Source organism: Streptomyces sp. NPDC029044 (assembly GCF_040637495.1).
Lineage (GTDB): Bacteria > Actinomycetota > Actinomycetes > Streptomycetales > Streptomycetaceae > Streptomyces.
This window is the reverse complement of record NZ_JBEZWN010000048.1, coordinates 1-26,520: the sequence shown is the minus strand read 5'-3', so window position 1 is coordinate 26,520 and position 26,520 is coordinate 1. Positions and strand designations below refer to the sequence as shown.

Annotated in this window: 21 protein-coding genes and 1 tRNA gene; 3 read left to right on the top strand and 19 right to left on the bottom strand. The window is 72.4% G+C overall.

Going from position 1 to position 26,520, the window contains the following annotated elements:
- Positions 1-12 precede the first annotated feature (12 nt).
- Entirely contained in the window at positions 13-312 is a 300-nt protein-coding gene (locus AB0E85_RS29360; protein ID WP_361933248.1) for an RNase A-like domain-containing protein, read from the top strand.
- A 13-nt stretch (positions 313-325) separates the two neighbouring features.
- Positions 326-982, top strand: coding sequence for a contact-dependent growth inhibition system immunity protein (locus AB0E85_RS29355; RefSeq protein ID WP_361933245.1), 657 nt, complete (start codon positions 326-328; stop codon positions 980-982).
- On the opposite strand, the gene AB0E85_RS29350 is transcribed toward AB0E85_RS29355, so the two are convergent.
- The 12 genes from AB0E85_RS29350 to bldG all read right to left on the bottom strand — a co-directional run bounded on the left by AB0E85_RS29350 (position 949) and on the right by bldG (position 18,244).
- A complete protein-coding gene (locus AB0E85_RS29350) occupies positions 949-1,236 on the bottom strand; it encodes a hypothetical protein (protein ID WP_361933242.1) in 288 nt (95 codons plus the stop codon). The two genes, AB0E85_RS29355 and AB0E85_RS29350, sit on opposite strands and share 34 nt — an antisense overlap.
- 687 nt (positions 1,237-1,923) lie before the next feature.
- Positions 1,924-1,997 (bottom strand) — tRNA-Thr (locus AB0E85_RS29345).
- A gap of 107 nt (positions 1,998-2,104) precedes the next feature.
- On the bottom strand, positions 2,105-3,727 hold the full coding sequence (locus AB0E85_RS29340; RefSeq protein WP_361933239.1) for an alpha/beta hydrolase: 1,623 nt from the start codon (positions 3,725-3,727) through the stop codon (positions 2,105-2,107).
- A gap of 108 nt (positions 3,728-3,835) precedes the next feature.
- Positions 3,836-5,041 carry a DNA polymerase III subunit delta' gene (locus AB0E85_RS29335; RefSeq protein ID WP_361933236.1) on the bottom strand — a complete coding sequence of 402 codons (1,206 nt, stop codon included), beginning with the start codon at positions 5,039-5,041 and terminating at the stop codon, positions 3,836-3,838.
- Positions 5,042-5,229: 188 nt separating this feature from the next.
- Positions 5,230-8,553: a dTMP kinase gene (gene tmk, locus AB0E85_RS29330; protein WP_361933232.1), complete on the bottom strand. Its 3,324-nt coding sequence runs from the start codon at positions 8,551-8,553 to the stop codon at positions 5,230-5,232.
- A gap of 153 nt (positions 8,554-8,706) precedes the next feature.
- On the bottom strand, positions 8,707-11,535 hold the full coding sequence (topA, locus tag AB0E85_RS29325) for a type I DNA topoisomerase (RefSeq protein ID WP_361933229.1): 2,829 nt from the start codon (positions 11,533-11,535) through the stop codon (positions 8,707-8,709).
- 246 nt (positions 11,536-11,781) lie between these two features.
- The gene (locus AB0E85_RS29320) at positions 11,782-11,979 is read right to left on the bottom strand and encodes a hypothetical protein (RefSeq protein ID WP_361933227.1); all 198 of its coding nucleotides are present in this window, start codon (positions 11,977-11,979) and stop codon (positions 11,782-11,784) included.
- Positions 11,980-12,201: 222 nt separating this feature from the next.
- Positions 12,202-13,740, bottom strand: a complete 1,539-nt coding sequence (locus tag AB0E85_RS29315) for a methyltransferase (protein WP_361933224.1) — start codon at positions 13,738-13,740, stop codon at positions 12,202-12,204.
- Between the two features lie 139 nt (positions 13,741-13,879).
- Positions 13,880-14,470, bottom strand: coding sequence for a small secreted protein (locus AB0E85_RS29310; RefSeq protein ID WP_361933221.1), 591 nt, complete (start codon positions 14,468-14,470; stop codon positions 13,880-13,882).
- Positions 14,471-14,662: 192 nt separating this feature from the next.
- Positions 14,663-17,068: a sodium-translocating pyrophosphatase gene (locus tag AB0E85_RS29305; RefSeq protein WP_361933219.1), complete on the bottom strand. Its 2,406-nt coding sequence runs from the start codon at positions 17,066-17,068 to the stop codon at positions 14,663-14,665.
- 274 nt (positions 17,069-17,342) lie between these two features.
- Positions 17,343-17,780: an ATP-binding protein gene (locus AB0E85_RS29300; protein WP_361933216.1), complete on the bottom strand. Its 438-nt coding sequence runs from the start codon at positions 17,778-17,780 to the stop codon at positions 17,343-17,345.
- Positions 17,781-17,902: 122 nt separating this feature from the next.
- Positions 17,903-18,244: an anti-sigma factor antagonist BldG gene (gene bldG, locus AB0E85_RS29295; RefSeq protein WP_003991900.1), complete on the bottom strand. Its 342-nt coding sequence runs from the start codon at positions 18,242-18,244 to the stop codon at positions 17,903-17,905.
- 78 nt (positions 18,245-18,322) lie between these two features.
- Here bldG and AB0E85_RS29290 point away from each other — a divergent pair, with 78 nt between their 5' ends.
- The gene (locus AB0E85_RS29290; RefSeq protein WP_361933214.1) at positions 18,323-20,851 is read left to right on the top strand and encodes a DEAD/DEAH box helicase; all 2,529 of its coding nucleotides are present in this window, start codon (positions 18,323-18,325) and stop codon (positions 20,849-20,851) included.
- Here AB0E85_RS29290 and AB0E85_RS29285 read toward each other — a convergent pair.
- The 7 genes from AB0E85_RS29285 to ssd all read right to left on the bottom strand — a co-directional run bounded on the left by AB0E85_RS29285 (position 20,742) and on the right by ssd (position 26,144).
- Positions 20,742-21,158, bottom strand: a complete 417-nt coding sequence (locus tag AB0E85_RS29285; protein WP_361933326.1) for an Rv3654c family TadE-like protein — start codon at positions 21,156-21,158, stop codon at positions 20,742-20,744. The two genes, AB0E85_RS29290 and AB0E85_RS29285, sit on opposite strands and share 110 nt — an antisense overlap.
- Positions 21,159-21,529: 371 nt before the next feature.
- Positions 21,530-21,889 carry a TadE family type IV pilus minor pilin gene (locus AB0E85_RS29280; RefSeq protein WP_361933212.1) on the bottom strand — a complete coding sequence of 120 codons (360 nt, stop codon included), beginning with the start codon at positions 21,887-21,889 and terminating at the stop codon, positions 21,530-21,532.
- Entirely contained in the window at positions 21,876-22,085 is a 210-nt protein-coding gene (locus tag AB0E85_RS29275; RefSeq protein ID WP_361933323.1) for a DUF4244 domain-containing protein, read from the bottom strand. The genes AB0E85_RS29280 and AB0E85_RS29275 overlap by 14 nt, the downstream gene beginning before the upstream one ends.
- 76 nt (positions 22,086-22,161) lie before the next feature.
- On the bottom strand, positions 22,162-22,956 hold the full coding sequence (locus tag AB0E85_RS29270; protein ID WP_361933210.1) for a type II secretion system F family protein: 795 nt from the start codon (positions 22,954-22,956) through the stop codon (positions 22,162-22,164).
- Positions 22,953-23,825 carry a type II secretion system F family protein gene (locus AB0E85_RS29265; RefSeq protein WP_361933207.1) on the bottom strand — a complete coding sequence of 291 codons (873 nt, stop codon included), beginning with the start codon at positions 23,823-23,825 and terminating at the stop codon, positions 22,953-22,955. The genes AB0E85_RS29270 and AB0E85_RS29265 overlap by 4 nt, the downstream gene beginning before the upstream one ends.
- On the bottom strand, positions 23,809-25,035 hold the full coding sequence (locus AB0E85_RS29260) for a TadA family conjugal transfer-associated ATPase (RefSeq protein WP_361933204.1): 1,227 nt from the start codon (positions 25,033-25,035) through the stop codon (positions 23,809-23,811). Before AB0E85_RS29260 ends, AB0E85_RS29265 begins: the two co-directional genes overlap by 17 nt.
- The gene (gene ssd / locus AB0E85_RS29255; protein WP_361933321.1) at positions 25,032-26,144 is read right to left on the bottom strand and encodes a septum site-determining protein Ssd; all 1,113 of its coding nucleotides are present in this window, start codon (positions 26,142-26,144) and stop codon (positions 25,032-25,034) included. The genes AB0E85_RS29260 and ssd overlap by 4 nt, the downstream gene beginning before the upstream one ends.
- Positions 26,145-26,520: the final 376 nt, after the last annotated feature.

The window sequence follows — 26,520 nt, the reverse complement described above, 5'->3', positions numbered from 1 at the left end:
GAGGATGCCCTCGTGCTGACCCGCTCCGCCTCCTATCCCGACCGGGAGACCGCCCAATGGGCCACCCAGCAGGTCGTGACCACCAACGAGCAGGTCATCCACCGCTGGCTCGCCCAGGGCACCCGGGCCCGCCTCACCATCGAAGCCGCCTGGCCATCCCGCGAGGAGCCCGTGGGCCGGGTCCAGCTGGAGGGCGACCTGCTGGCCGGGCGGGGGCCCGTCGATGTCCGCGCGGCGCGCCTTGTGCTGCGCCGCGAGCCTTCGAGCCCGCACGGCTTCGTCGTCCACACGACCGTCCCGTTCTACCTGTAGGGGCCGCACGCACATGTCCATGAAGCCCCTGGAACACGACCGCCGGTACGGCGAGCTGGACCAGGTGATGCGCGCGTACCTGGGGCAGTCGGCCGACGACACCCCGGAGCGGCGCAGCCGCGCGCTGGACGCATACCTCCGTCACACCTGGCACACCCGCCCCTGGGCCATCGCGGAGGCGGAGCGCCAGCTGCGCGAGTACAGCCGCAACCCGCCAGGCCGCATCCGGCACAGGCTGGGCGAGTTCTACGCGATCCCGGACACCGGGATGGTTGAGTCGGAGATCGGCGACTGGCTGATGACGCTGGCTGACCACCTGAAAAAGAGCGTCGAGGAAGGCGACGTCCCGGAACCGTCGTCCCCACAGACTCACTGGGAGTGGCACGCACGCTTCCCGGAAACCACGCAACTGCTTGGCGGCTGGTTCTCGCAGGACATCGTCGACGAGTTCGCCAACCACGACGCCGCCGTTGCCGACTACGCAGCCACGACCGAGCCCCAACTGGTCGCACGCCTCGTGGGCGAACTCCACGAGTTGCTCGCCCTCTCCCTGGACGAGGGGGACTACGCCTTGGCAGCCGCCGAACTCGGCATGGAGGTCGGCCCGCCCGAGCCGTTCTCCTACGGCGCCTGGTTTCAGTCGGTGGCAGCGACGCTTGCCGACGGCTGATCCGGGCTTGAGGACACCCTCCGTTTTCTGACGAAGCCCCCGGGCCAGCGAACTGGCGTTGTCAGGCTGATGGCTATTGTCCGGCCCTGGATGAAACGACCGGCGCCTTTGCCGCTCCGGTCGGCCTTGGACGTCGAGGTCGTCACGAACAGGCCGGTGTCGTGGACCCTGACGCGCTTGATGAGCTGGTCCGGGAGCTCCATCTCGCGGTGCAGCTTGCTGTAGGCGAGGGCCGCCTGGTGGTTCCACTTCATTCCGCCCTACGGGGCCAACACACGACGCCTGATCTTCGCCAGTCAGGCGAGAAAACGAGCCCAATCAACTCGTCGAGGAGCCCGACGGGGATCTCGACTTCCTCAGCGCTCAGGCCATCAGCCGCGACGGCCGCCCGGATTCCGGCAGCCAGGTCCCACGGCCTGAGCTGCCGACCGGCCCTCTTCGTTCAGGCTCGCGTACTGTCGGTCTGCGAGGCGGTCATCATCAAGCGTCCCAGGATCCGGGTCGGCGCGTGCATCTTGCGTTCGTCCAAGCGGACCGGGCTCACCGAGTGCACGAACGCCGAGCCTTCGATGCGTCCCGATCGGCTACTGCGTGCGCTCACGCCAATCATCGCCAGGCCCCCTGCCGAACATGATGCCCATCGCCCCATCGGAGACCGGCGGATTTCGCCCATCGCCCAGGAGCAGCACGAGTCCCCTGGTGGAGCGTCACGCACAGCTGTCCACCGGTTGTCCACCGGGCCCCTTTGCGGCAGCATGATCCACCCCCTGCGTGCGCGTAAAGAGCCAGGTCAAGGGGTTAGATCGTCAATCTCTTCACAGAAACCGAACCTCCGACCTACGCAACGATGCACAGACAGACGGTGCCCGATTCGCCGAGATCCCAAGGTCACCCGAAGCAAGAAACCCCAGGTCAAAGGCCCGACCTGGGGTTCACCATAGAGCCGCCTTCGGGATTCGAACCCGAGACCTACGCATTACGAGTGCGTTGCTCTGGCCATCTGAGCTAAGGCGGCGCGCTGTCCGCACTATGGTGCGATCAGCAACGACGGTAAGTCTACACAGTTTCCGAGGGTGCTCCGCACCAGCCCCGGAGGCAGGCCCTCCGGGGCCGGGGGCAGGGCTATGAGCAGCGCTTTCCGTCCGTGGGCGGGGTGCCGCGCAGCAGGTAGGCGTTGATCGTCCGGTCGATGCAGGAGCTGCCGCGGCCGTAGGCCGTGTGGCCGTCGCCCTCGTAGGTGAGCAGGCGGGCCGAGGAGAGCTGGCCGGCCAGGGCCTGCGCCCAGCGGTACGGGGTCGCCGGGTCCCGGGTCGTGCCGACCACGACGATGGGCGCCGCGCCCTTCGCCTCGATGCGGTGCGGCTCGCCCGTGGCGTGCACCGGCCAGTACGCGCAGTTCAGGGCCGCCCACGCCAGGCCCTCACCGAAGACCGGCGAGGCCTTCTTGAACTCGGACAGCGCCCCGCGCACCTCTTCGGGGGTGTCGAAGGAGGGCGGCAGGTCCAGGCAGTTCACCGCCGCGTTGGCGAACATCAGGTTGCTGTAGGCGCCGTCGGCGTCCCGCTCGTAGTAGCCGTCGGAGAGGACCAGGAGTCCGGAGCCGTCGTTCTCCTTCATGGCCGACGTCAGGGCCTCGCGCAGCTGCTCCCACGAGCCCTCGTCGTACATGGCCGCGATCACACCGGTCGTGGCGAGGGACTCGGTGAGTCTGCGGCCGTCGCCGTCGGCGGTGGGGACGGGCCGCGTGTCGAGCTTCTCGAAGAACGCCTTGAGGTTCTCGCCGACCCGCTCGGGCGGGGTGCCCTTGCCGCCCAGCGGGCAGTCGGGCTGCCGTACGCAGTCCTTCGCGAAGGACCGGAACGCCGTGTCGAAGCCCGCCGTCTGCTCCAGGTTCAGCCGCCTGGCCGGCAGCGACGGGTCCATCGCGCCGTCCAGCACCAGCCGGCCCGCCCGGTCCGGGAAGAGCCCGGCGTACGTCGCCCCGAGGAAGGTGCCGTAGGAGGCGCCGACGAAGTTCAGCTTCTCGTCGCCGAGCACCGCCCGCACGATGTCCATGTCCCGGGCCGCCTCCACGGTGGACACGTGGCGCAGCAGCCGGGGCGCGTCCGCGCCACAGCCCTCGGCGAACGTCCGGTACGCCGCGACGAGCCCGTCCGCCTCCTTCCCGTCGTCGGGTGTGGCGTCCGTCTGCGTGTACCTGTCCATGCCGGGCCCGTCCAGACACTCGACGGGTTCGCTGCGGGCCACGCCGCGCGGGTCGACCGCCACCATGTCGTAGCGGGCCCGCACCTCGGCCGGGTAGCCGATGCCCGCGTACGCCTGGACGTAGCCGACCGCCGAGCCGCCCGGCCCGCCCGGGTTCACGAGCAGCGAGCCCAGCCGCTTGCCCGGGCCGGTCGCCTTCTTGCGGGTGAGGGCGAGCCGGACGTCGCCGGAGGACGGCTCGGCGTAGTCGAGCGGTGCCTTGAGGGTGGCGCACTCGAAGCCGGGGACACCGCAGCCGCGCCAGGCCGGCTTCTGCGCGTAGTACGACGAGAGCGCCGCGGGCGTGGCCTGCGGCAGCGCGACCAGTGCCGCCTCCGCCGCCGCGGAGGCGCCGGACGTCGTCGCGCTGCCGGAGGAGCAGGCGGAGACGAGCAGCGCGGCCGTGGCGAGGAGACCTGCGGCGGTCTTGGCCCGGTTTCGTGTCCTGCGGTGGAGACCACCGGAGCCGGAGGCGGAGCGGGGGGTGCGCCGTGTGTACATCCAGCGAGCGTAACTCTGGGCGACGGAATGAGTGCCGTGCGTGCGTGTCGTGCCTCGTACGAGTTACCGCGTCAACCGCACGTCCGGCCCCGGCGCCCCGCCGGGGCCTCAGCCCGCTCTGAGCGCCATCGTCATCGCCTCCACCGCGAGCAGCGGCGCCACATTGCGGTCGAGGGCGTCGCGACAGACGGCGATCGCCTCGATGCGGCGCAGGGTGGACTCCGGGGAGCTGCCCCGGGCGAGGCGCTCCAGGGCGTCCTCGGCATCCGCGTTGGCGATGGCCACGCGCGAGCCGAGCTGGAGGGCGAGGACGTCGCGGTAGAAGGCCGTGAGGTCGGTCAGGGCGAGGTCGAGGCTGTCACGCTGCGTGCGCGTTCTGCGGCGCTTCTGCTTGTCCTCCAGGTCTTTCATCACGCCCGCGGTGCCCCGGGGCATGCGGCCGCCCTGGGCGGCGCCGAGCGCGGCCTTCAGCTCCTCGGTCTCCTTGACGTCCATCTCCTCGGCGAGCTGCTTGGCGTCCTCGGCGGCCGCGTCGACGAGCTCCTGGGCGGCCTTGAGCGCGCCGCCGATCTCCTCGACGCGCAGCGGCAGCCTGAGCACGGCGGCACGGCGGGCGCGCGCGGCCGGGTCGGTGGCCAGGCGGCGGGCCCGGTCGACATGGCCCTGGGTCGCCCGGGCCGCGGCGGCGGCCACGTCCGGCTCGATCCCCTCGCGGCGGACGAGCATGTCGGCGATGGCGTCGACCCTGGGGGTGCTCAGGTTCAGGTGGCGGCAGCGGGAGCGGATCGTCGGCAGGACGTCCTCGATGGAGGGGGCGCACAGCAGCCACACCGTGCGCGGGGCGGGCTCCTCCACCGCCTTGAGGACGGCGTTGGCCGACTTCTCGTTCAGCCGCTCGGCGTCCTCGACGAGGATGATCTGCCAGCGGCCGGTCGCGGGCGAGGTGAACGACTTGCGGACGGTGTCCCGCATGTCCTCGGCGAGGATCTGGCTGCCGACGGCGGCGACGGAGGTGACGTCGGCGTGCGTGCCGATCAGTGCCGTGTGGCAGCCGTCGCAGAAGCCGCAGCCCGGGGAGCCGCCGAGGGCGCGGTCGGGGCTGACGCACTGGAGCGCCGCCGCGAACGCGCGCGCCGCCTGGTTGCGCCCGGCGCCGGGCGGGCCCGTGAACAGCCACGCGTGGGTCATCTTCGACGCCTCGGGCGGCGGGGTGCCGGTGGTGGCGGCGGTGACCAGGGCGTCGGCGTCCCGGGCGGCAGCGGCCAGCTGCTCGCTCACCCTCTCCTGCCCGACGAGGTCGTCCCACACGGTCATGGGTCACGCCGCCCTTCCGTCACGTGCTGCGTTGCGGGATCCATTGTGAGGGCGACCACTGACAACGCCTGCCGCCCCCTCCCGGCTCGCAGTGCGGGGGCCGGGCTCCCGCGGCGGTCCCCGGAGGCGTCAGCGCCCCGCCCGCACCTGCGGGAAGCCGGGCCTCCCCCGGCGGTCCGCCGGAGGCGTCAGCGCCCCCGGCCGCCCCTGCCCCGCCGTCCGCGCCTGTCGTCCGGCTCGTCGTCGTGCGGCCCGAGCAGCTCGTCCGCCAGCGAGGGCAGGTCGTCCAGCGGCGTCTCCTCGGCCCAGTCGGACCGGCGGCGGCGCGGCGTCCCGTCGGCGTCGACCTGGGGCATCTCCCGCGTACGGTCCTCGGTGCCGTCGGGCCGGGGGGCGGGGTCGTCCTTCCGGAAGTACCCGGGCGGAACCCGGTCCGCCGGTCCGTCCCCGCGCACCGGCGGGAGGACGGCCGTCTCCTCGGCGTCATCCGTGCGGACCGGCGGGAGGACGGCCGTCTCCTCGGCGTCCCCCGGGCGGACCGGAGGCAACACCGCCGTCTCGTCGGCCGCTCCGGAGGCGTCCCGGTCACGCACCGGAGGCAGCACCTCGGTCTCGTCCCCGGCGCGAGACGGGACCGCGCGAGACGGGACCGGCGGCAGGACCTCCGTCTGCTCCCCGGTCGCCGGCGGCATCGGCAGCTCCGCCGTCACCTCGGCCTCGGACTCTGCGGAGGACCGGCCCTGGTCGTCGTCGCGCACCGGACGCAGCACGGTCGTGTCGTCCCCCGCACCGCCCGGTGTCACCACCGGGGTGGGCACGGTCGCCGCGTCCTGTCCCGCCTGCGGGCCGGAGGTGCGCTCCGGCGCGGGGCTCTTGGACATGGAGATCTTCGGCCCGGCCTCGGCCGCGGCGGCAGCCGCCTCCGCGAGCCGGCGGGCCTCCTCGGCCCGCAGCAGCGCCGCCTCGGCCTTGCGCTGCTTCTCCAGGCGGAGCGCCTCGGCCTCGGCACGCAGCCGCGCCTCCTCCTCGGCCTGCTTGCGGCGCCGTTCCTCATCGGCCTTGCGGCGGGCCTCCTCCTCGGCGCGGGCCTTCTCCTCCGCGAGGAGCCGGGCCCGCTCCTCCTCGGCCTTCCTGCGCGCTTCCTCGGCCCGGCGACGGGCCTCCTCCGCCTGCCGTTCGGCCTCGCGGCGCTGCGCCTCCTCCAGCTCGCGGCGCTTGCGCTCCTCCTCCTCGGCGCGCAGCTTGGCGAGCTGCTCCTGGCGCTCGCGCTCCAGGCGCTCCTCCTCGGCCTTGCGGGCGGCCTCTTCCTCGGCCTTGCGGCGGGCCTCCTCCTCGGCCTTCTTCCGCGCCTCCTCCTGGGCCTTGATCTCGGCCTCGGACAGCGGCAGCACCTGGTCGAGCCGGTGCCGGATGACCGTCGTGACGGCCTCGGGCTCCTGGCCGGCGTCCACCACCAGGTACCGTCCGGCGTCGGCGGCGGCCAGGGTGAGGAAACCGGCCCGCACGCGCGCGTGGAACTCGGCGGGCTCCGACTCCAGCCGGTCCGGCGCCTCGGTGAACCGCTCGCGCGCGGTCTCCGGGGCGACGTCCAGCAGCACGGTCAGGTGCGGCACCAGCCCGTTCGTCGCCCAGCGGTTGATCCGGGCGATCTCGGTCGGCGAGAGGTCACGGCCGGCGCCCTGGTAGGCGACGGAGGAGTCGATGTACCGGTCGGAGATGACGACCGCGCCACGCTCCAGGGCGGGCCGTACGACGGTGTCGATGTGCTCGGCACGGTCGGCCGCGTACAGCAGCGCCTCCGCGCGGTGCGACAGGCCCGCGCTCGACACGTCCAGCAGGATCGACCGCAGCCGCTTGCCCACCGGCGTCGCCCCCGGCTCGCGCGTCAGCACGACCTCGTGGCCCTTGGCGCGGATCCACTCGGCGAGCGCCTCGGCCTGCGTCGACTTGCCGGCCCCGTCGCCGCCCTCCAGGGCGATGAAGAAGCCGGAGGCCGCGGCCCCCTGCTGGGGGTCGTCGCCGCCGAGCAGCGCGTCCTTCAGGTCCTGTCGCAGCGGCACACCGGAGCGGTCGTCGACCTTGGCCAGCACCAGCGCGGCTACCGGCAGCAGCAGGGCGCCTGTCAGCATCAGCGTGAAGGCCGCGCCGCCGTGCGCGAAGACGAACTTGCCGCTCTCCAGCCGGTGCGGCCCGATCGCCGCCGCAACCAGGGGGGCGATCACCGCGCCGAGCGCCACGCAGACCCGCACGACCGCGTGCAGGTGCTCCGTCGTGCGGGAACGGCGGTGTTCCTCGGTCTCCTGGTCGAGCAGGGTGTGCCCGATGTTGGCGGACAGGCCCGCGCCGACGCCGGCCAGCGCGAAGATCAGCAGCACGGTGGTGACGTCCGGCACCAGCCCGGCGGCCAGCAGGGCGACGCCGGTGAAGGCGATCGTCAGCGCGAGCAGCCGGCGGCGCGACAGGGCGGGCACGAGAGCGGGCGCCGTACGGATGCCGACGACCACGCCGCCGGTCAGCGCGCCCACGAACAGGCCGTAGAGGACCGGGCCGCCGCCCAGGTCCTTGGCGTGCAGCACGGCGACGGCGACGGCGGCCGACACCGCGGCGGCGACGGCCGCGCAGGACAGGACGAGCAGCGGCATCGCGCCGGTGCGGCCCTTGTCGGAGCCGGTGCCGGTCTTCGGGCGGCGCAGCCCCTCCAGCGGCGACCGCGCGCGCGGCGTGCGTGTGCCGGGCAGCTCCAGGAAGGTCAGCACGGACAGCGACGCGGCGAACAGGCCGGCGGCCACATAGGAGGCCAGGGCCGCCTGGTGCTGGCCGAACCAGTCGATGCCGGCGCCCAGCAGGTTGTTGAACAGGGCCGCGACGACCAGTGCGACGGCCGCGAGGGGGATCGCCACGAAGCCGGTGCGCAGCGACAGGCGGCGCAGGGCGTCCATGTGGTCGGGCAGCGGCCGGACCGTCGCGCCCTCCGGCGGCGGGGCGGGGAGCAGCGAGGGGGCCGCGCTCTCGCGGCACACCGTCCAGAACCGCTCGGCGACTCCCATCACGAAGGCGGTGACGAGCAGGACGGCCAGTGCGTTCTCGGCCGTCCAGTCGATCCACAGGGGCGCGACGATGAGCAGCGCGGCGCGCAGGCCGTCGGCGCCCACCATGGTCCAGCGGCGGTCGAGCGGGCCGTCCTGCGAGGTGAGCGCGGTGAGCGGGCCCAGCAGTACGGCGCCGAACAGCAGCGTCGCGAGGATCCGCACCCCGAAAACGGTCGCCACTGCGAACGCCACGCCCCGGTAGCCGCCCCCGAACGAGCCCTCGGCGACGGCCGCCTGGAGGGCCAGGAGGACCAGTACGAGAAGGGCGAGGGTGTCCCCCACGCCACCCACGAGCTGTGCGCTCCACAACCGCTTCAGCTGCGGTCGTCGCAGCAGGGCGCGGACGGCACGCTCGCGGGAGTCCGCGACCAGGGCGTCGTCGGGGGCGGGCTGAGGGGCCGTTGGGTGGTCGGCTCGCGTCATGCGTTCAGCCTATCGGGAGCCACCGACACCCTGGGGGGCGCGGCATGGCATGCGCACGCCCCGACACCGATATGTTGCCGGGGCGTTCGCTTTCCGAACCCCGGGCGAAGATCCGGACGCGGAGGTCCGGCTTCGCTCAGGACTCGAACGGGCTCAGTCCTCCGCGGACTTGGCGGCGGTCGCCGTCTTGGCGGCCGTCTTCTTCGCGGTGGTCTTCTTCGCCGTCGTCTTCTTCGCGGTCGTGGTCTTCTTCGCCGCGGTCTTCTTGGCCGTCGTCGTCTTCTTCGCCGGCGCCTTCTTGGCCGCCTTCTTGGCGGTCTTCTTCGCCGGCCCCTTGGCGCGCTTCTCGGCGAGCAGCTCGTAACCGCGCTCCGGGGTGATGTCCTCGACACTGTCGCCGGAGCGCAGGGTCGCGTTGGTCTCCCCGTCGGTGACGTACGGGCCGAAGCGGCCGTCCTTGACCACGACCGGCTTCTCGCTGACCGGGTCGGTGCCCAGCTCCTTCAGCGGCGGCTTGGCGGCCGCCCGGCCACGCTGCTTGGGCTGGGCGTAGATCGCCAGTGCCTCCTCCAGCGTGATCGTGAAGAGCTGCTCCTCGGCCTGGAGCGAACGCGAGTCCGTGCCCTTCTTCAGGTAGGGGCCGTAGCGGCCGTTCTGGGCGGTGATCTCCTGGCCCTCGGCGTCGGCGCCGACGACACGCGGCAGCGACATCAGCTTGAGGGCCTCGTCGAGGGTCACCGTGTCGAGGGACATCGTCTTGAACAGGGACGCCGTGCGCGGCTTGACCGCGTTCTTGCCCGTCTTCGGCGTGCCCTCGGGGAGGACCTCCGTGACGTACGGGCCGTAGCGGCCGTCCTTGGCGACGATGGTGTGCCCGGTGGCCGGGTCCGTGCCCAGCTCGTAGTCGCCGCTCGGCTTGGCGAGCAGCTCCTCCGCGAGGTCGACGGTCAGCTCGTCGGGCGCCAGGTCGTCGGGGATGTCGGCGCGCTGGTGCTGCTCGGTGTCCTTCTCGCCGCGCTCGATGTACGGACCGTAGCGGCCGACCCGCAGCACGATGTCGTTGCCCACCGGGAACGACGACACCTCGCGCGCGTCGATCGCGCCCAGGTCCGTCACCAGCTCCTTGAGGCCGCCGAGGTGGTCCCCGTCGCCGTTGCCGGCGTCGGCCGCGCCACCGCTGACCGTGCCCTCGCCGAAGTAGAACCGCTTCAGCCACGGCACGGACTGCGCCTCACCGCGGGCGATGCGGTCGAGGTCGTCCTCCATCTTGGCGGTGAAGTCGTAGTCGACGAGCCGCCCGAAGTGCTTCTCCAGGAGGTTGACCACGGCGAAGGACAGGAAGGACGGCACCAGGGCCGTGCCCTTCTTGAACACGTAGCCGCGGTCCAGGATCGTGCCGATGATCGACGCGTACGTCGACGGGCGGCCGATCTCGCGCTCTTCCAGCTCCTTGACCAGGGAGGCCTCGGTGTAGCGGGCCGGGGGCTTGGTGGCGTGCCCGTCGACCGTGATCTCCTCGGCACTCAGGGCGTCGCCCTCGGAGACCTGGGGGAGCCGGCGCTCGCGGTCGTCCAGCTCCGCGTTCGGGTCGTCGGCGCCCTCCACGTAGGCCTTCAGGAAGCCGTGGAAGGTGATCGTCTTGCCGGACGCGCTGAACTCGACGTCCCGGCCGTCGGCCGCCGTGCCGCCGATCTTCACCGTGACGCTGTTGCCGGTCGCGTCCTTCATCTGGGAGGCGACGGTCCGCTTCCAGATCAGCTCGTAGAGCTTGAACTGGTCACCGGTCAGTCCGGTCTCGGCGGGAGTGCGGAAACGATCACCCGAGGGGCGGATCGCCTCGTGGGCCTCCTGCGCGTTCTTGACCTTCCCGGCGTACGTCCTCGGCTGCGGCGGCAGGTAGTCGGCGCCGTACAGCTGCGTGACCTGGGCGCGGGCGGCGGCGACCGCCGTGTCGCTCAGGGTCGTGGAGTCCGTACGCATGTAGGTGATGTAGCCGTTCTCGTACAGCTTCTGCGCGACCTGCATCGTGGCCTTCGCGCCGAAGCCGAGCTTGCGGCTGGCCTCCTGCTGCATCGTCGTCGTACGGAACGGGGCGTACGGCGAGCGGCGGTACGGCTTGGACTCGACCGAGCGGACGGCGAACCGTGTCTGCTCCAGGGCGGCGGCCAGGGCGCGGGCGTTCGCCTCGTCGAGGTGGAGGGTGTTCGCGCTCTTCAGTTGTCCCAGGGAGTCGAAGTCGCGGCCCTGCGCGACCCGCCTGCCGTCGACGGTCTGCAGGCGCGCGACCAGCGACGACGGGTCCGACGAGTCTCCCGCGCGGCCGGTCGCGAAGGTGCCCGTCAGGTCCCAGTACTCAGCCGAACGAAAGGCGATGCGCTCGCGTTCCCGCTCCACCACGAGTCGGGTGGCGACGGACTGGACGCGGCCCGCGGACAGCCGCGGCATGACCTTCTTCCACAGGACCGGCGAGACCTCGTAGCCGTAGAGGCGGTCGAGGATGCGGCGGGTCTCCTGGGCGTCGACGAGCTTCTGGTTGAGCTGGCGCGGGTTGGCCACGGCGGCCTGGATCGCGGCCTTGGTGATCTCGTGGAAGACCATCCGCTTGACCGGGACCTTGGGCTTCAGCACTTCCTGGAGGTGCCAGGCGATGGCCTCGCCCTCGCGGTCCTCATCGGTGGCGAGGAAGAGTTCGTCGGACTCCTTCAGCAGGTCCTTGAGCTTCTTGACCTGCGCCTTCTTGTCGGCGTTGACCACATAGATCGGCTGGAAGTCATGTTCGACGTCCACACCGAGGCGGCGGACCTCGCCGGTGTACTTCTCGGGCACCTCGGCGGCGCCGTTGGGAAGGTCGCGGATGTGCCCGACGCTCGCCTCGACGATGTAGCCGGGGCCGAGATAGCCCTTGATCGTCTTCGCCTTGGCAGGCGACTCGACGATGACGAGTCGGCGGCCGCCCTTCGCGGTCTCGCTGGTCGGGGACAACTTCGCTCTTCTCTCCGGTCGACGCTGGGGCCTCCCCGGAGTCGCTCACCGGGGCTGGGTACGAGGTGACGCTGCGGAGTGTGACGGTACATCCCGCCCCCGTGTCAAACGGGAAAAGCCCGCAACGGCCACTCGAACGGTAACCCGACTACCACCAATCCTGCCGCCCGGCGTTGCGGGAGCCGGCCCGCCCCCGCACGCGGTGCGACGCCCCGGTCACCCACGGGCACGCCGCCGGAGGGGGCCTCAGAGGCGCGTGAAGCACCAAGTTCCGGCCGCCACGGCGAGCACCGCGACGAGGCCCGCCAAGGTCGCCGACGCGACCGGCCTCACGCCCTCGGCAACGGGCCGGTCGTGACGCACACGCGTCACCGTCCACGCCAGCAGCCCGCCTCCGAACAGGGAGAACACCGCTCCCGCGAAGATCGCCGGTGCACTGTCCATGACCCGCCGCGCCCCTTTTCCCCTGTCCGCGCATCCCCAGCCCCGGGAGGCTGACACGCGCGGGCGGCGGGCAGGCGAACCCGAGGTGAACGCCGGGGCGACACGCTGGCGGATCAAGATCGTCCGGTTCCTCGCGAACGGTCTCGGACGAGGTGTTCAAATCGACTCGAATTTGTTGGCGAGCCGCTGTGAAGCCTCCCGGGGCCGCCCCCGGCAGTCCGCTCAGCGAACCGGCTCCAGGAACCCTTGTTCGACCAGCAGCCGGATCTGGGCCGGTGTGCGGTCGCGCAGCAGCACCGGGTCCTCTCCGATCAGCTGGGCGATGGCGTCGAGGATGCGGCCCGCACTCATCGTGCCGTCGCACACGCCGGCGAAGCCCGCACCGACCGTGTCCACCCGGGTCGCCCGGCGCATGCCGCGGTTCTGGCGCAGCACGACGTGCTCGGGGTCCTCCGCGCCGGGCAGCCCGACCTGCTCCTGCACGACCTCCGCGGCGAGCCGGAAATGCCCTTCGAGCAGCGCGGCGTCGTCGTGGCCGCGCAGGTGGTCCAGCCGCTCGAAGTGGGCCCGGATCGTGTCGCCGAGCGGCTGCTCGACCGGGTGCGGCCACTCCTCCACCGTGAGCGAGGGCACGGCCGCACTCGTCCTGCGCAGGGTGATCCAGCCGAAGCCGACGGCCTTCACCTTGCGCGCCTCGAACTCGTCGAGCCATGCGTCGTACCGCGCCTGGTACTCCGCCGCGTCGCCCTGGTGGTCGCCCGCGTCACGCAGCCACAGCTCGGCGTACTGGTTGACGTCCTGCACCTCGCGCTGCACGATCCACGCGTCGCAGCCACGGGGCACCCATGACCTGAGCCTGTCCTGCCAGTCCTCCCCTTCCACGTGCTGCCAGTTCGCGAGGAACTGGGCGAACCCGCCCTCGTTCAGTCGCTCGCCCGCTTGCTGAACGAGCGTGCGGCACAGATCGTCCCCGCCCATCCCGCCGTCGCGGTAGGTGAGCCGGGCGCCTGGCGAGATCACGAAGGGCGGGTTGGAGACGATCAGGTCGTACGTCTCGTCGCTCCGCACGGGCCCGAAGAGGGAGCCCTCGCGCAGGTCGGCGGGCGCGGTGCCGGACAGCGCGAGCGTGAGGGCGGTGATGTGCAGGGCACGCGGGTTGAGGTCGGTGGCCACCACGCGTGTGGCGTGCTGCGCGGCGTGCAGGGCCTGGATGCCGGAGCCGGTGCCGAGGTCGAGCGCGGCGGCGACGGGCCTGCGGACGGTGATGCCTGCGAGGGTCATCGAGGCGCCGCCGACTCCGAGGACGACGCCCTCCTCCCGCCGGCCGATCCCACCGGCGCCGCCGACCGCACAGCCGAGGTCCGACACGATGAACCAGTCCTCGCCGCCGGGCCCGCCGTAGGGCCGGACGTCCACCGTCGCGGCGAGTTCGTCCCCGCCGGCCCGGGCCAGCCAGCCGCTCTCCAGGCAGGCGTCCACGGGCAGCACCTCCGCGACGCGCGCGTGCGGGACGGGCTGCTGGAGCAGGAACAGCCGGACGAGCATCTCCAGGGGCGTGTCCCCGCGGGTCGCCCGGAGCGCGGGCACGGTCTCGCTGCGGGCCAGCGCCGCGTACGCGGGGGCGCCGAGCAGTTCGAGCAGCCCGTCGGCGGTGAAGGAGGCCGCGAGCAGGGCGTCTCGGAGCCGGGCGGCGGCTTCGGGGCGGTCGGAGGCGGGCAGCGGGGGCAGGGGTGACTGGCTGGCGTTACTCACGCCTCCCATTGTGGCCGCCGGTGCGGGTGCCGCACGTGCCCGTGCGGAGATGGGAGCGCCTTCCCGCCGCACGGCACATCAGACACCGGCGGTCACCTACGACTCACCTGTGTCGCCCGCGTCACCGGGCTGCCCGCCGCTCGGGGACTCAGCTCTGCGTGGCCCCCGCGGACGCCGTGGCCGCCTTGCAGCTGGACTGCTTGGCCATCGCCTGGCCGACCTCGCCCTCCTCCAGGTTCCTGAGGGCGTCGTTCCCGCTCTGGCTCAGCTTGTCCAGCTCGGTGGCGATGTCCTTCAGGCCGTCGGCGAACTTGCCCTGGTCCTTGGTGTCGAGCCCGTCGACCTGCTTCTTCAGCGAGGCGTACGCGGCGGAGATCGAGTTGAGCTCCTTGACCGCGTCCTGCTGCTTCTTCTCGCCGTTCTCGACGTCCGGGGCCCCGGCCTTGTTCACGGCGGTCCCGATCGCCTTGTAGGCGTCGGACATGTCCTGGAAGGCCTGTGCGTCGGTCTTCTGGACGTCCTTCGGCGTGCTGTTGTCGGAGGTTTCCTTCTGGATCGCGGCATTGGCCGACTCGATCTTCTTGGCCTGCGGCTGTACGGCGTCACAGACCTGCTTGGCCCAGTTGTCCAGCTTCTCGTTGCTGTCGTCGCCGCCGCAGCCCGACAGCGCCAGTACCAGTACCGCACCGCCGGACAGTGCGGCCGCGAGCTTCTTGTTCACCGGTTTGGTCCCTTCCATGGCTCTCGGCCCCGGAACATACACGCCAGATGCACGGCAACCGCACGCCAGACGTCTATTAAGACCGTTTTGTAACCTTTTGCACCAAGCGAGATAAGGCTCACGCGTGATCGTGTACCCACATGGTGCGGGCGGGTGACGCGTCAACGCGCGCCGCCCGCCCGCACCTTGAGCCGGGACCGGGAAACCTCCCTACGAAACCACCGCCGGATCGGCCGACTTGGGTGCCGACCCGGCGTTGTCTTCGTCACCCATGGCGATACCGCGCCGCTTTGACACGTACACCGCCCCTGCGATCACGAGGAACGCGAGGACGGCGATCAGAATCCGTACTCCGATGCTCTTGTCGGGACCGTAGGAGAACTTGATCACCGCCGGCGCGATGAGCAGCGACACCAGGTTCATGACCTTCAGCAGCGGGTTGATCGCGGGACCGGCGGTGTCCTTGAAGGGGTCGCCGACGGTGTCTCCGATCACGGTCGCCGCGTGGGCCTCACCGCCCTTGCCGCCGTGGTGGCCGTCCTCGACGAGTTTCTTGGCGTTGTCCCACGCCCCACCGGAGTTGGCGAGGAACACCGCCATCAGCGTGCCCGCGCCGATCGCGCCCGCGAGGAACGCGCCGAGCGCCCCGACGCCGAGCGTGAACCCGATGAAGATGGGCGCCATCACCGCCAGCAGACCGGGGGTGGCGAGCTCGCGCAGGGCGTCCTTGGTGCAGATGTCGACGACCTTGCCGTACTCCGGCTTCTCGCTGTAGTCCATGATCCCGGGCTTCTCGCGGAACTGCCGCCGCACCTCGTAGACCACGGAACCCGCCGACCGCGACACGGCGTTGATCGCCAGCCCCGAGAAGAGGAAGACGACCGCCGCGCCGGCGACGAGACCGACGAGGTTGTTGGGCTGCGAGATGTCCATCATCAGACTCATCGGGGCGCCCTCCCCGCTGAGTTTCTCGCCGACGTCCCGCGCGCCGGTGAAGATCGCGTCGCGGTAGGACCCGAACAGCGCCGCCGCCGCGAGCACGGCCGTGGCGATCGCGATGCCCTTGGTGATCGCCTTGGTGGTGTTGCCGACCGCGTCCAGGTTGGTGAGCACCTGCGCGCCCGCGCCCTCGACGTCGCCGGACATCTCCGCGATGCCCTGCGCGTTGTCGGAGACCGGCCCGAAGGTGTCCATCGCGACGATCACACCGACCGTGGTGAGCAGGCCGGTGCCGGCCAGCGCCACCGCGAACAGCGCCAGCATGATCGACGTACCCCCGAGCAGGAACGCCCCGTACACGCCGAGCCCGATCAACAGGGCGGTGTAGACGGCCGATTCGAGACCGACGGAGATACCGGCGAGGACGACGGTGGCCGGGCCGGTGAGCGAGGTCTTGCCGATGTCCCGGACGGGCCTGCGGGTGGTCTCGGTGAAGTAGCCGGTCAGTTGCTGGATCAGGGCGGCGAGGACGATGCCGATGGCCACCGCGACGAGCGCGAGGACCCGCGGGTCGCCGTCCTTGCCCAGGATCGCGGTGTCGGTGACCCCGTCGAGCTCGGAGTACTTCCCCGGCAGGTAGACGAAGACGGCCACCGCCACCAGCACCAGCGAGATCACCGCGGAGATGAAGAACCCGCGGTTGATGGCGCTCATGCCGCTGCGGTCGGCGCGCCGGGGCGCGACCGCGAAGATGCCGATCATGGCGGTGATCACGCCGATCGCCGGCACGAGCAGCGGGAAGCCGAGCCCGGCGTCGCCGAAGGCCGCCGAGCCGAGGATCAGCGCGGCGACCAGGGTGACCGCGTACGACTCGAAGAGGTCGGCCGCCATGCCCGCGCAGTCTCCGACGTTGTCGCCCACGTTGTCGGCGATGGTCGCGGCATTGCGCGGGTCGTCCTCCGGAATGCCCTGTTCGACCTTGCCGACCAGGTCGGCGCCGACGTCGGCCGCCTTGGTGAAGATGCCACCACCGACACGCATGAACATCGCGATCAGCGCGGCCCCGAGACCGAAACCCTCGAGCACCTTCGGCGCGTCGGCCGCGTAGACCAGCACCACGCAGGAGGCACCGAGCAGGCCGAGGCCCACCGTGAACATGCCGACCACGCCGCCCGTGCGAAAGGCGATCTTCATCGCCTTGTGCGAAACGGCGGTCAGATCCTTTTCCGGCTCGCCTTCCGCCGGGGTGGCTTCACGCGCCGCCGCGGCGACACGCACATTGCTGCGTACGGCGAGCCACATGCCGATATAGCCGGTGGCCGCCGAGAACGCCGCTCCGATCAGAAAGAACACCGAACGTCCGGCACGCTGACTCCAGTCGTCCGCGGGCAGCAGCATGAGCAGGAAGAACACGACCACGGCGAATACGCCGAGCGTGCGCAGCTGACGTGCCAGATAGGCGTTGGCGCCTTCCTGGACCGCTGCCGCGATCTCCTTCATGCGCTCGGTGCCCTCGCCGGCCGCGAGTACCTGGCGTACCAGGACTCCCGCGACCGCCAGTGCCGCCAGTGCGACGACCGCGATGACCACGATGAGGACGCGGTTGCCATCGGTCAGCACGGCGGCCGCGAGGTCGGTGGGATGGCCCGACTGTTGTGAGAGGGAAAGCCCCGCCATTCGTCCTCCTTGACGCTTGGGCTGAGCTCAAGATGTGGACGGGATTGTAGGTACCGGAACCTGATCAAAACAGAGCGCGATAAGCGGAATTAGACTTCCGAGGTAATGCCCTGAAAGCATTCCGAGGCTGCCGGAGAGCGCGCGAATGATCGTGAACGAATTCACGCGATGAACGGCACAGGAACTACTGTAAAGGCGAGCACTGACACCCGCACATGACGAAGGGCCCCACGGGTGGTGGGGCCCTTCGGACGAACAGTGTGCGGTGGCGGGGTCAGACCAGGATCGTCGGCGGCGGCGTGGTCGGCCAGGTCATCTTGATCAGCCCGCCGTGCTCTCCCGCGCTGACCTCGACGTCGTCGACGAGACCGCTGATGACCGCGAGGCCCATCTCGTCCTCCTCGGCCTCACCGTCGGGATCGCCGGGACCGGCGCCGGCAGCGCCCTCGCCGGACACCGCGTGCGGGGCCTCGTCGCCGACCTCGATGGAGAACTGCTTCTCCTCCTCGATCAGCAGCACCTTCACCGGTGCCGAGATCCCGCCGATCTGGTGCAGTCCGACGGCCCGGCTGCACGCCTCGCCGACGGCGAGCCTGACCTCGTCGAGGACGGCCTCGTCCACTCCGGCCCTGCGCGCCACCGCTGCCGCCACCAGCCGGGCGGTCCTGACGTGCTCGGGCAGCGCGCTGAAGCGGAGCTCAACGGTGGCCATGCATCCCCCTCGCAACTTCGGGCGTGCTGTCGGGAGGCTCCGGGCCGCCGAAAGCCCGGGCCCCCTCGGTCTTCACTTCGGCCGAACGACGGCCGGCCCGGGCGCGGGGCCCGGGTCCGGCGTCAGTCGGTGGCCGCAACCGCTTCCTCGACCGAGGTGTGAATCGGGAACACCTTGGTGAGGCCGGTGATACGGAAAATCTTCAGGATGCGCTCCTGGTTGCAGACCAGGCGCAGGGAGCCCTCATGGGCACGCACGCGCTTCAGGCCGCCGACCAGTACGCCGAGCCCGGTGGAGTCGAGGAAGTCCACGCCCTCCATGTCGACGACAAGGTGGAAACTGCCGTCGTTCACCAGCTCGACCAACTGCTCGCGCAGCTTGGGCGCGGTATATACGTCGATTTCGCCACCGACCCTGACGATCGTGCGATCGCCCATGGTTTCGGTCGACAGGGACAGGTCCACGGATCCTCCAGCACCTTGCTATCGAGCGGTCGCCCTAGGGGCATTCGGCTTCAGCCCCTGGACGCTTCGCCAGCCGCGATGGCATTCAATCACTTACCGGCAGGCGTGCACGACGCCTTGGCTCCATTGTCCGTCACGCCAGTGACACACTCGGTGCCGATGGCCAAGAATCACCGATCCGATCGAACCCGGACGGACCCTGCCCCCCGACCCGCGCCGGGCGCGGTCCTGGACCGGCTCGCGTCCGGTCCGGGCAGGGCTGCGCGCATTACTCATACGGAGCACTTGCCCCCACGTGAGGGTCGGCATGCCGTCTGGCCGGACCGGATCCGCGCGGAGGTCGTCGCGGCCGTGCGTGCCGCGGGCATCGAGCATCCCTGGGCCCACCAGGCGCGTGCGGCGGAGCACGCCCTGGACGGCGATTCGGTCGTCGTCGCCACCGGTACGGCCTCCGGCAAGTCCCTGGCCTACCTCGTGCCGGTCCTGTCCGCCCTGGTGGAGGGCGCACAGGCTCCGAACGGCCGCGGCGCGACCACCCTCTACCTGGCTCCCACCAAGGCACTCGCGGCGGACCAGTGCCGTTCCGTGAAGGAACTTTCACATCCCCTGGGCCATTCCGTTCGCGCGGCCGTGTACGACGGCGATACTCCGTTCGAGGAACGCGAGTGGATCCGCCAGTACGGCAACTACGTCCTGACCAACCCGGACATGCTGCACCGCGGCATCCTGCCGTCCCACCCCCGCTGGTCCTCCTTCCTGAAGTCGCTGAAGTACGTCGTCATCGACGAGTGCCACACCTACCGGGGTGTCTTCGGCTCGCACGTCGCCCAGGTGCTGCGCAGGCTGCGCCGGCTGTGCGCCCGCTACGGCGCGTCGCCCGTGTTCCTGCTGGCCTCCGCGACCGCCGCCGAGCCCGCGGTGGCAGCCCGCCGCCTGACCGGTGTGCCGGTGCTGGAAGTGGCCGACGACGCCTCCCCCCGCGGTGAACTGGTCTTCGCCCTCTGGGAGCCGCCGCTGACCGAGCTGCACGGCGAGAAGGGCGCTCCCGTCCGCCGCACGGCCACCGCCGAGGCCGCGGACCTGCTGACCGACCTCACCGTGCAGGGCGTGCGCTCGGTGGCCTTCGTCCGCTCCCGGCGCGGCGCCGAGCTGATCTCGGTCATCTCCCAGGAGCGTCTGGGCGAAGTCGACCGTTCGCTGGCCGGGCGTGTCGCGGCGTACCGGGGCGGCTACCTCCCCGAGGAGCGCCGCGCTCTCGAACAGGCCCTCCATTCGGGTGAACTCCTGGGCCTCGCGGCGACGAACGCCCTGGAACTCGGCATCGACATCTCCGGCCTCGACGCGGTCGTCATCGCCGGCTACCCGGGCACCCGCGCCTCCCTGTGGCAGCAGGCCGGCCGGGCCGGACGGTCCGGGCAGGGCGCCTTGGCCGTCCTGGTCGCCCGCGACGACCCGCTGGACACCTTCCTCGTCCACCATCCCGAGGCCCTGTTCGACCAGCCCGTCGAATCGACCGTCCTCGACCCCGACAACCCCTACGTGCTGGCCCCGCACCTGTGCGCGGCCGCCGCGGAGCTGCCCCTGACGGACGAGGACCTCGACCTGTTCGGCCCGGCAGGCGCAGGCCTCCTGCCGCAGCTGGAGGCCGCGAAGCTGCTGCGCCGCCGCACCCGGGCCTGGCACTGGACCCGCCGCGAGCGCGCCGCCGACCTGACCGACATCCGCGGTGAGGGCGGACGCCCGGTCCAGGTCGTCGAGACCGGCACGGGCCGGCTGCTCGGCACGGTCGACGCGGGCGCCGCGCACTCGACGGTGCATGAGGGGGCGGTCCACCTCCACCAGGGCCGCACGTACCTCGTTCGGTCGCTGGACCTGGAGGACTCCGTCGCCCTCGTCGAGGAGGCCGCCCCGCCCTACTCCACGGTCGCCCGCGACACGACGTCGATCTCCGTCCTGGAGACGGACGTCGAGATCCCGTGGGGCGACGGCCGACTCTGCTACGGCTCCGTCGAGGTCACCAACCAGGTCGTCTCCTACCTCCGCAGACGGCTCATCACCGGTGAAGTGCTCGGTGAGACCAAACTCGACCTCCCTCCCCGTACGCTGCGCACCCGCGCCGTGTGGTGGACCGTCACCGAGGACCAGCTGGACCGGGCCCGGATCGACCCCGAGATCCTCGGCGGCTCCCTGCACGCCGCCGAACACGCGTCGATCGGCCTGCTGCCCCTCTTCGCGACCTGCGACCGCTGGGACATCGGCGGCGTGTCGATCCCGCTCCACCCCGACACGCTCCTGCCCACGGTCTTCGTCTACGACGGCCATCCGGGTGGCGCGGGTTTCGCGGAGCGTGCCTTCCACACCGCCCGCACCTGGCTGACCGCCACCCGGCAAGCCATCGCCTCCTGCGAGTGCGACGCCGGCTGCCCGTCCTGCATCCAGTCCCCCAAGTGCGGCAACGGCAACGACCCGCTGCACAAGAGGGGGGCCGTGCGGCTCCTCACGGTGCTGCTGGAGGGGGCTCCCGAGGAGAAGGAGACGACGGACGAGGCAACGGAGCAGGCTCCGGGAGATCCGGCAGACCCGTCGGAGGCCCCGCCCGGGCCCTGACCTCCGCCGTGAAGGGCCCGCGGCCCGATGCCGCCGTGACGTCCGAGATCTCCCCGGCGACCTCGCACCGCACGAGCCGCACACCCTGTGCCCGGGCCACGCGGCCGGCCCGGTCACAGGCGGCCGTGCCACCGTCGGCCCAGTGGTCCGCCGCGGCGAGCGCCGCGAGATCCGCACCGCCCGCCGCACGATGGCGGATAACGACGGCCTGCCCGAGTGCGAGCACGACGCCGAACACCACGCACAGGACGGCGATCGCCCCGACACTCCAGACGCTGGCGGACCCTCGGTCCGGGCCGACGCTCAGAACGCCGGTGACTCTCCGGCCCGGGCCGACACCCCGAACGCCGGTGAGTCCCCGGCCCGAGCCGACACCCCGAACACCGGTGAGTCCCCGGCCCGAGCCGGCACCCTGAACGCCGGTGGGTCCCCGGCCCGAGCCGGCACCACGAGCGCCGGTGAACCTCCCGCCCGAGCCGACACCCCGAAGGCCGGTGAACCTCCCGCCCGAGCCGACACCCCCAACGCCGGTGAGTCCCCGGCCCGGGCCGACACCCCGAAGGCCGGTGAACCTCCCGCCCGAGCCGACACCCCCAACGCCGGTGAGTCCCCGGCCCGGGCCGACACCCCGGTCGGCGGCCGATGCCCGGTCCCGCTCGGCATTCCTTCGGTGCCGTCTCACGGGCCCACCGCCTCCTCCGCCGACGCCACGGCCTCCTCGCGCACGGCGAAGGACAGACCACGCAGCACCGGCGGCTCCGCCACGACGACCACCCGGACGTGCTCCGCCTCCCGCCTGACGGTCACCTTCGCGCCCGGCGGCGCCGCCTCACGGGCCAGCTTCACGACCACCCCGGGCGGGTCCTGCCGGGCCGCCGCACGCGCACCCGTCCGCGCCGCGTCCACGCACTGGATCTGCGCGGCCACGACCAGCAGCCCCCACACCAGCGCCATCGCGAACATCACCAGAACGGGCAGCACCACGGCCGACTCCGCCGTCACGAACCCCCGGTCCGCGCCCCGCTCACATCCGCGCATTGAGGGCGTCCTTCACGATGCTCTGCAGCTCCGCGCTGACCGGGCCACTCGTGACGACCTTGTAGAGCACCACCGCGAACGCCACCGCCGCGACGATTCCCATCGCGTACTCGGAGGTCACCATCCCCGCGTCCCTCCGCGCCGCACGCATCCCGCACACCAGGGCACGCAGTCGTGCCCGCACCGCCTGATACATCTCAACCCCCGTGGGAAAGAGTCCGAATACCTGCTTCTCACTGCTCACTGCTCACTGCTTCCGGTCGGTCGCCGCGTCATCCACCACCCCCTCCGAGCACCCCGCCCGCGAGCCCGATCACGATGGGCAGCACGCCGACCGCGATGAACGCGGGCAGGAAGCACAGCCCGACCGGCGCACTGACCGTCACGCCCGCCCGCCGGGCCCGGGCCGTCGCGGCACGGCCCCAGTCGGCCCGGGCCTCCGCGGCGAGCCGCGCGACCGGTACCGCGGCGGGCAGTCCGGACACATCGGCCCGTTCCAGCAGCCGGGCCAGACCTCCGGCGCCCGGGACGGCACCCAACGTCCGCCAGGCCGAGCCCGGTTCGCCGCCCAGCCGTACCTCCGCGGAACCCCGGGCGAGGGCATCGCCGACAGGGCCGCCCAGGGCCTCACCCACCGCCTGCGCGGCGACCACCGGGCCGGCACCCGCCGCGATGCAGGCCGCCAGCAAGTCGGCAGCCAGGGGCAGTTGACGCGCGGCCTCGGCGAGGTCGGGTGCCCGAGGGTCCGCGCCGGCCGTCTCCTTCCGGAGCCGCCACCGCCACAAGGCCACCGCGCCCACCAGGCCCACCACGACGCCGGTGAGGCCTCCGGCAAGCACCCATCCGGCGCAGGCCACGCCCACAGGGGCCGGCCACGTCCGCACGGCCCGGCGCCATGCCCGCCGTGGGACGGGAACAGCCGCTCCCCGGGCCCTCGACAGACCGGCCAGCCGCCGGCGCGTCCTCCGGCGACGTCGCGCCTCCACCAGCCACCTCGCCAGCCATCCGCAGGCCAGCACGATCCCCACGGCCGCCCCCAGCCTGTGGACAACTTCTCCGCCGCTCATGCCGCCGCCTCCGCGCCCCGCACGATCCGCTGCACCCACCACAGCCCCAGGCCCTCCAGCACCCCGCCGGCCGCCAGGCAGCCCAGCCCCGCCCCGGTGTGCAACAGGACGTGCAGGGGATCGGCCCCGAGGGCGGTGCCGATGAGCAGCCCCAGAGCCGGCAGCCCGGCGAGCATCACCGCCGTGGCCCGGGCGCCCGCCAACTGGGCCCGCAGGTCGGACCGCTGATCCCGCTCGGCGCGCAGAGCGGCGGCCAGCCGGTCGAGTCCGGCGGCGAGCCCGGCACCCTGGTCCACGGCGACCCTCCAGCACGCCGCCAGTCCCAGCAGGCCCTCGGCACCCGGTTGCCGGGCCGCCGTAGCGAGCGCGTCCGGCACGTCACCGCCGAACCGCGCCGCCGCCAGCACCGTCGCCTGCGCGTCGGCGAGCCCGCCGCAGTCCCGCGCGGCCCGCAACAGAGCCTCACCCGGCTGGCGTCCGGCCCGCACCTCGCCGGCGAGCGCTCCGCACAACGCGACCACGGCGTCGGCGCGGCGCTCCCGGTCCCGCCGCGCCCGGCCGGCCAGCCGGACGCGCCGCAGCAACGGCACCGCGGCCGCCCCCAGGACGGCCGGCAGCACCGACGCCCCGAGCACCGCCAGGACCAGCCCGGCCACCGGTGACCACCACTCGGGCCGCAGCCGCCCACGAACGTGCCGCAGTTCGCGGGCCATCCGCCGCCACCCGGGCGGCCCGCTCCCCGGCGCTTCGCCGTTCGCGAGCAGCAGCCGCGTCCGTCGCGCTGCCTCCTGGCGCTCACCCAGCAGCCAGACCGCAGCCCCCACGCACGCCAGAGCCGCACCCATCGACATCTCAGACACCCCCGTCATGACTCGCCCCCTCCGCCGCGGCCTCAACCGGCCCGCTCCCCCTCGCGCCGCCCCGAAACAGCGTCCGCAGCCGCTCCCACCCCCGCTCACGCACGAACGCCTCCGCTTCCCACCGCAGCGCCGGTACCGTCCGCACCAGGCCCGACGGGTCCCGCTCCAGCACATGCACCTCGGCGATGCGCCGCCGCCCGGTCCGATCCCGCACCAGGTGCAGCACCACGGAGAGGGCGGCCGCCAACTGGCTGTGCAGCGCGGCCCGGTCGAGCCCGGCAGCCGTGCCGAGCGCCTCCAGCCGGGCCGGCACATCGGCGGCGGCGTTGGCGTGCACGGTTCCGCAGCCGCCCTCGTGGCCGGTGTTCAACGCGGCAAGGAGATGCACCACTTCGGGCCCGCGCACCTCGCCCACGACCAGTCGGTCCGGCCGCATCCGCAGGGCCTGGCGCACCAGGTCCTCCAGGGTGACGAGGCCGGCGCCCTCCTGGTTGGCGGGTCTGGTCTCCAGCCGCACGACGTGCGGATGGTCGGGCCGCAGTTCCGCCGAGTCCTCGGCGAGGACGATCCGCTCGTCCGGTCCCACCAGCCCCAACAAAGCGCTCAGCAAAGTGGTCTTTCCGGTGCCGGTGCCGCCGCTGACGAGGAAGGACAGCCGGGCGTCGAGCAGGGCGCGCAGCAGCCGGTCCCCGCCCGGCGGCACCGTGCCCGCCGCGACCAGCTCGCCGAGCGTGAAGGCACGCGGCCGTACGACCCGCAGTGACAGGCAGGCGCAGCCCACCGCCACCGGTGGCAGCACCGCGTGCAGCCGGGTCCCGTCGGGCAGCCGGGCGTCGGCCCAGGGCCGGGCGTCGTCCAGGCGGCGCCCGGCCACCGCTGCGAGGCGCTGGGCGAGCCGTCGTACGGCCGCCGCGTCCGCGAAGCGCACCGGTGTCAGCTCCAGTCCCCCGCCCCGGTCCACCCAGACCCGGTCGGGGGCCGACACCAGCACGTCCGTCACCGACGGATCGGCGAGGAGCGGCTCCAGCGGCCCGCTGCCGACCAGCTCGGACCGCAACTGTGCGGCTGCTCCCAGGACTTCGGCGTCACCGAGGACCCGACCCTGCTCCCGCAGAGCCTGCGCCACGCGCGCGGGAGTCGGATCGGCCCCGCTCTCGGCCAGCCACCGCCGCACTCCGTCGAGCAGCGCCGCGCCTTCGACTCCGGCCAGGGTGCTCATGCCGTACCCGCCTCGACGAGCGCCCGCTCCCAGAACTCCTTGCAGAACCGGGCGAGCGGTCCGCGGGGAGCGGCGCCCGGTGGCGCCGTGGCGTCGTCCGGGCGCGACAGACCCGGCTCGGCCGGTACCTCGCCGACCAGGGGCAGTCCGAGCAGCCGGGCCACCTCACGGTCGTCGAGTCCGGGTGGGTAGGGCCCGCGGACGGCGACCCGCAGGTCCCGCAGGACCATGCCGACCGCGGAGGCCACCCGGCCTGCGGCCGCGACGGCCCGCAGCTCTGCGGGCACCACCAGCACGCCGACGTCGAGCTGGGTGAGGACCTCGGCGACGCCGTCGTCGATCCGGCGCGGCAGGTCGACCACGACCGTGCCGCCCCGGCGCCGGGCCGCCGCGAGCACGGCCCGCACCGCCTGCGGCGGGACCGCGATCCGGTCGCCGCGGTCCCAGCTGAGCACGCGCAGCGCGTGCAGTTCGGGCAGCGACTCCTCCAGGGCGCACCCGCCGACCCGGCCGCGCGAGGAGGCGAACGCGGGCCAGCGCAGCCCTTCGGCCGTCTCACCGCCGAGGAGTACGTCGAGTCCGCCACCCAGCGGATCGGCGTCCACGAGGAGGGTGCGCAGTCCCTCCCGCGCGGAGGTGACGGCGAGGGCACACGCGAGCGTGGATGCTCCGGCCCCGCCCCGGCCGCCGATGACGCCCACGGTGAGAGCGGGCCGGCCGACGCCCTCGGCCACGTCGGCGATGCGGTCGACCAGCCACTGCTCGCCGTCGGGCAGCATCAGGACGTGCTCGGCGCCGATCTCGACGGCCCGCCGCCACACCCCGGAGTCGTCCTGGTCCCGGCCGACGAGCACCACACCCCTTCTGCGCACGGCCCCGCGCACCCGCCGCGCGGCGTCGTCGCCGACCAGGACGAGCGGTGCGGCCTCCCAACTGCCCCTGCGCTCGGGCACCCCGTGGTGCACCTCGGGTGTGGCGCCCGCCGCCGCGCACAGGCGCAGCAGGTCGTCGAGGAGTTCGGTGTCCTCGGTGACGATCAGCGGTCCGCCCTGCCGCCCTCCGGCGCCCGGCGGCGGGTCGTGTGTGACGGTTCCGGCCACGGCTTCCATCCCCCTTCGCTGCATGGCTCGCGCGGCCCCTGTGACCCCGCGATTCCCAAACGTGGGAAGAACCGGCAAGCGGCCTCCCTGTGAACGGCCGACAGAAACCGGCCAAACGCCCCCGGGTACTCGGAACCGGCCATGAACTCGCCGCGAGCGGGACGCGCTGGAATCACGGTGCAGCGATCCCGGAAATCGTGTGGATCTTGGTGGATAACTGTGGACGCCCGGGGGGTTGTGAATATCGCCGTCACCCATACCGGTGAGCCGCTCCGGCCCCCTGCGCGGCTCCCACAGAGCAGCCCGACAGTTACCCAGCGTTACTAATCATGGTCATGCCAAGACTGGCGCCAGAGTCGCTCCGGAGTGGCATCCAGGCCGCGAG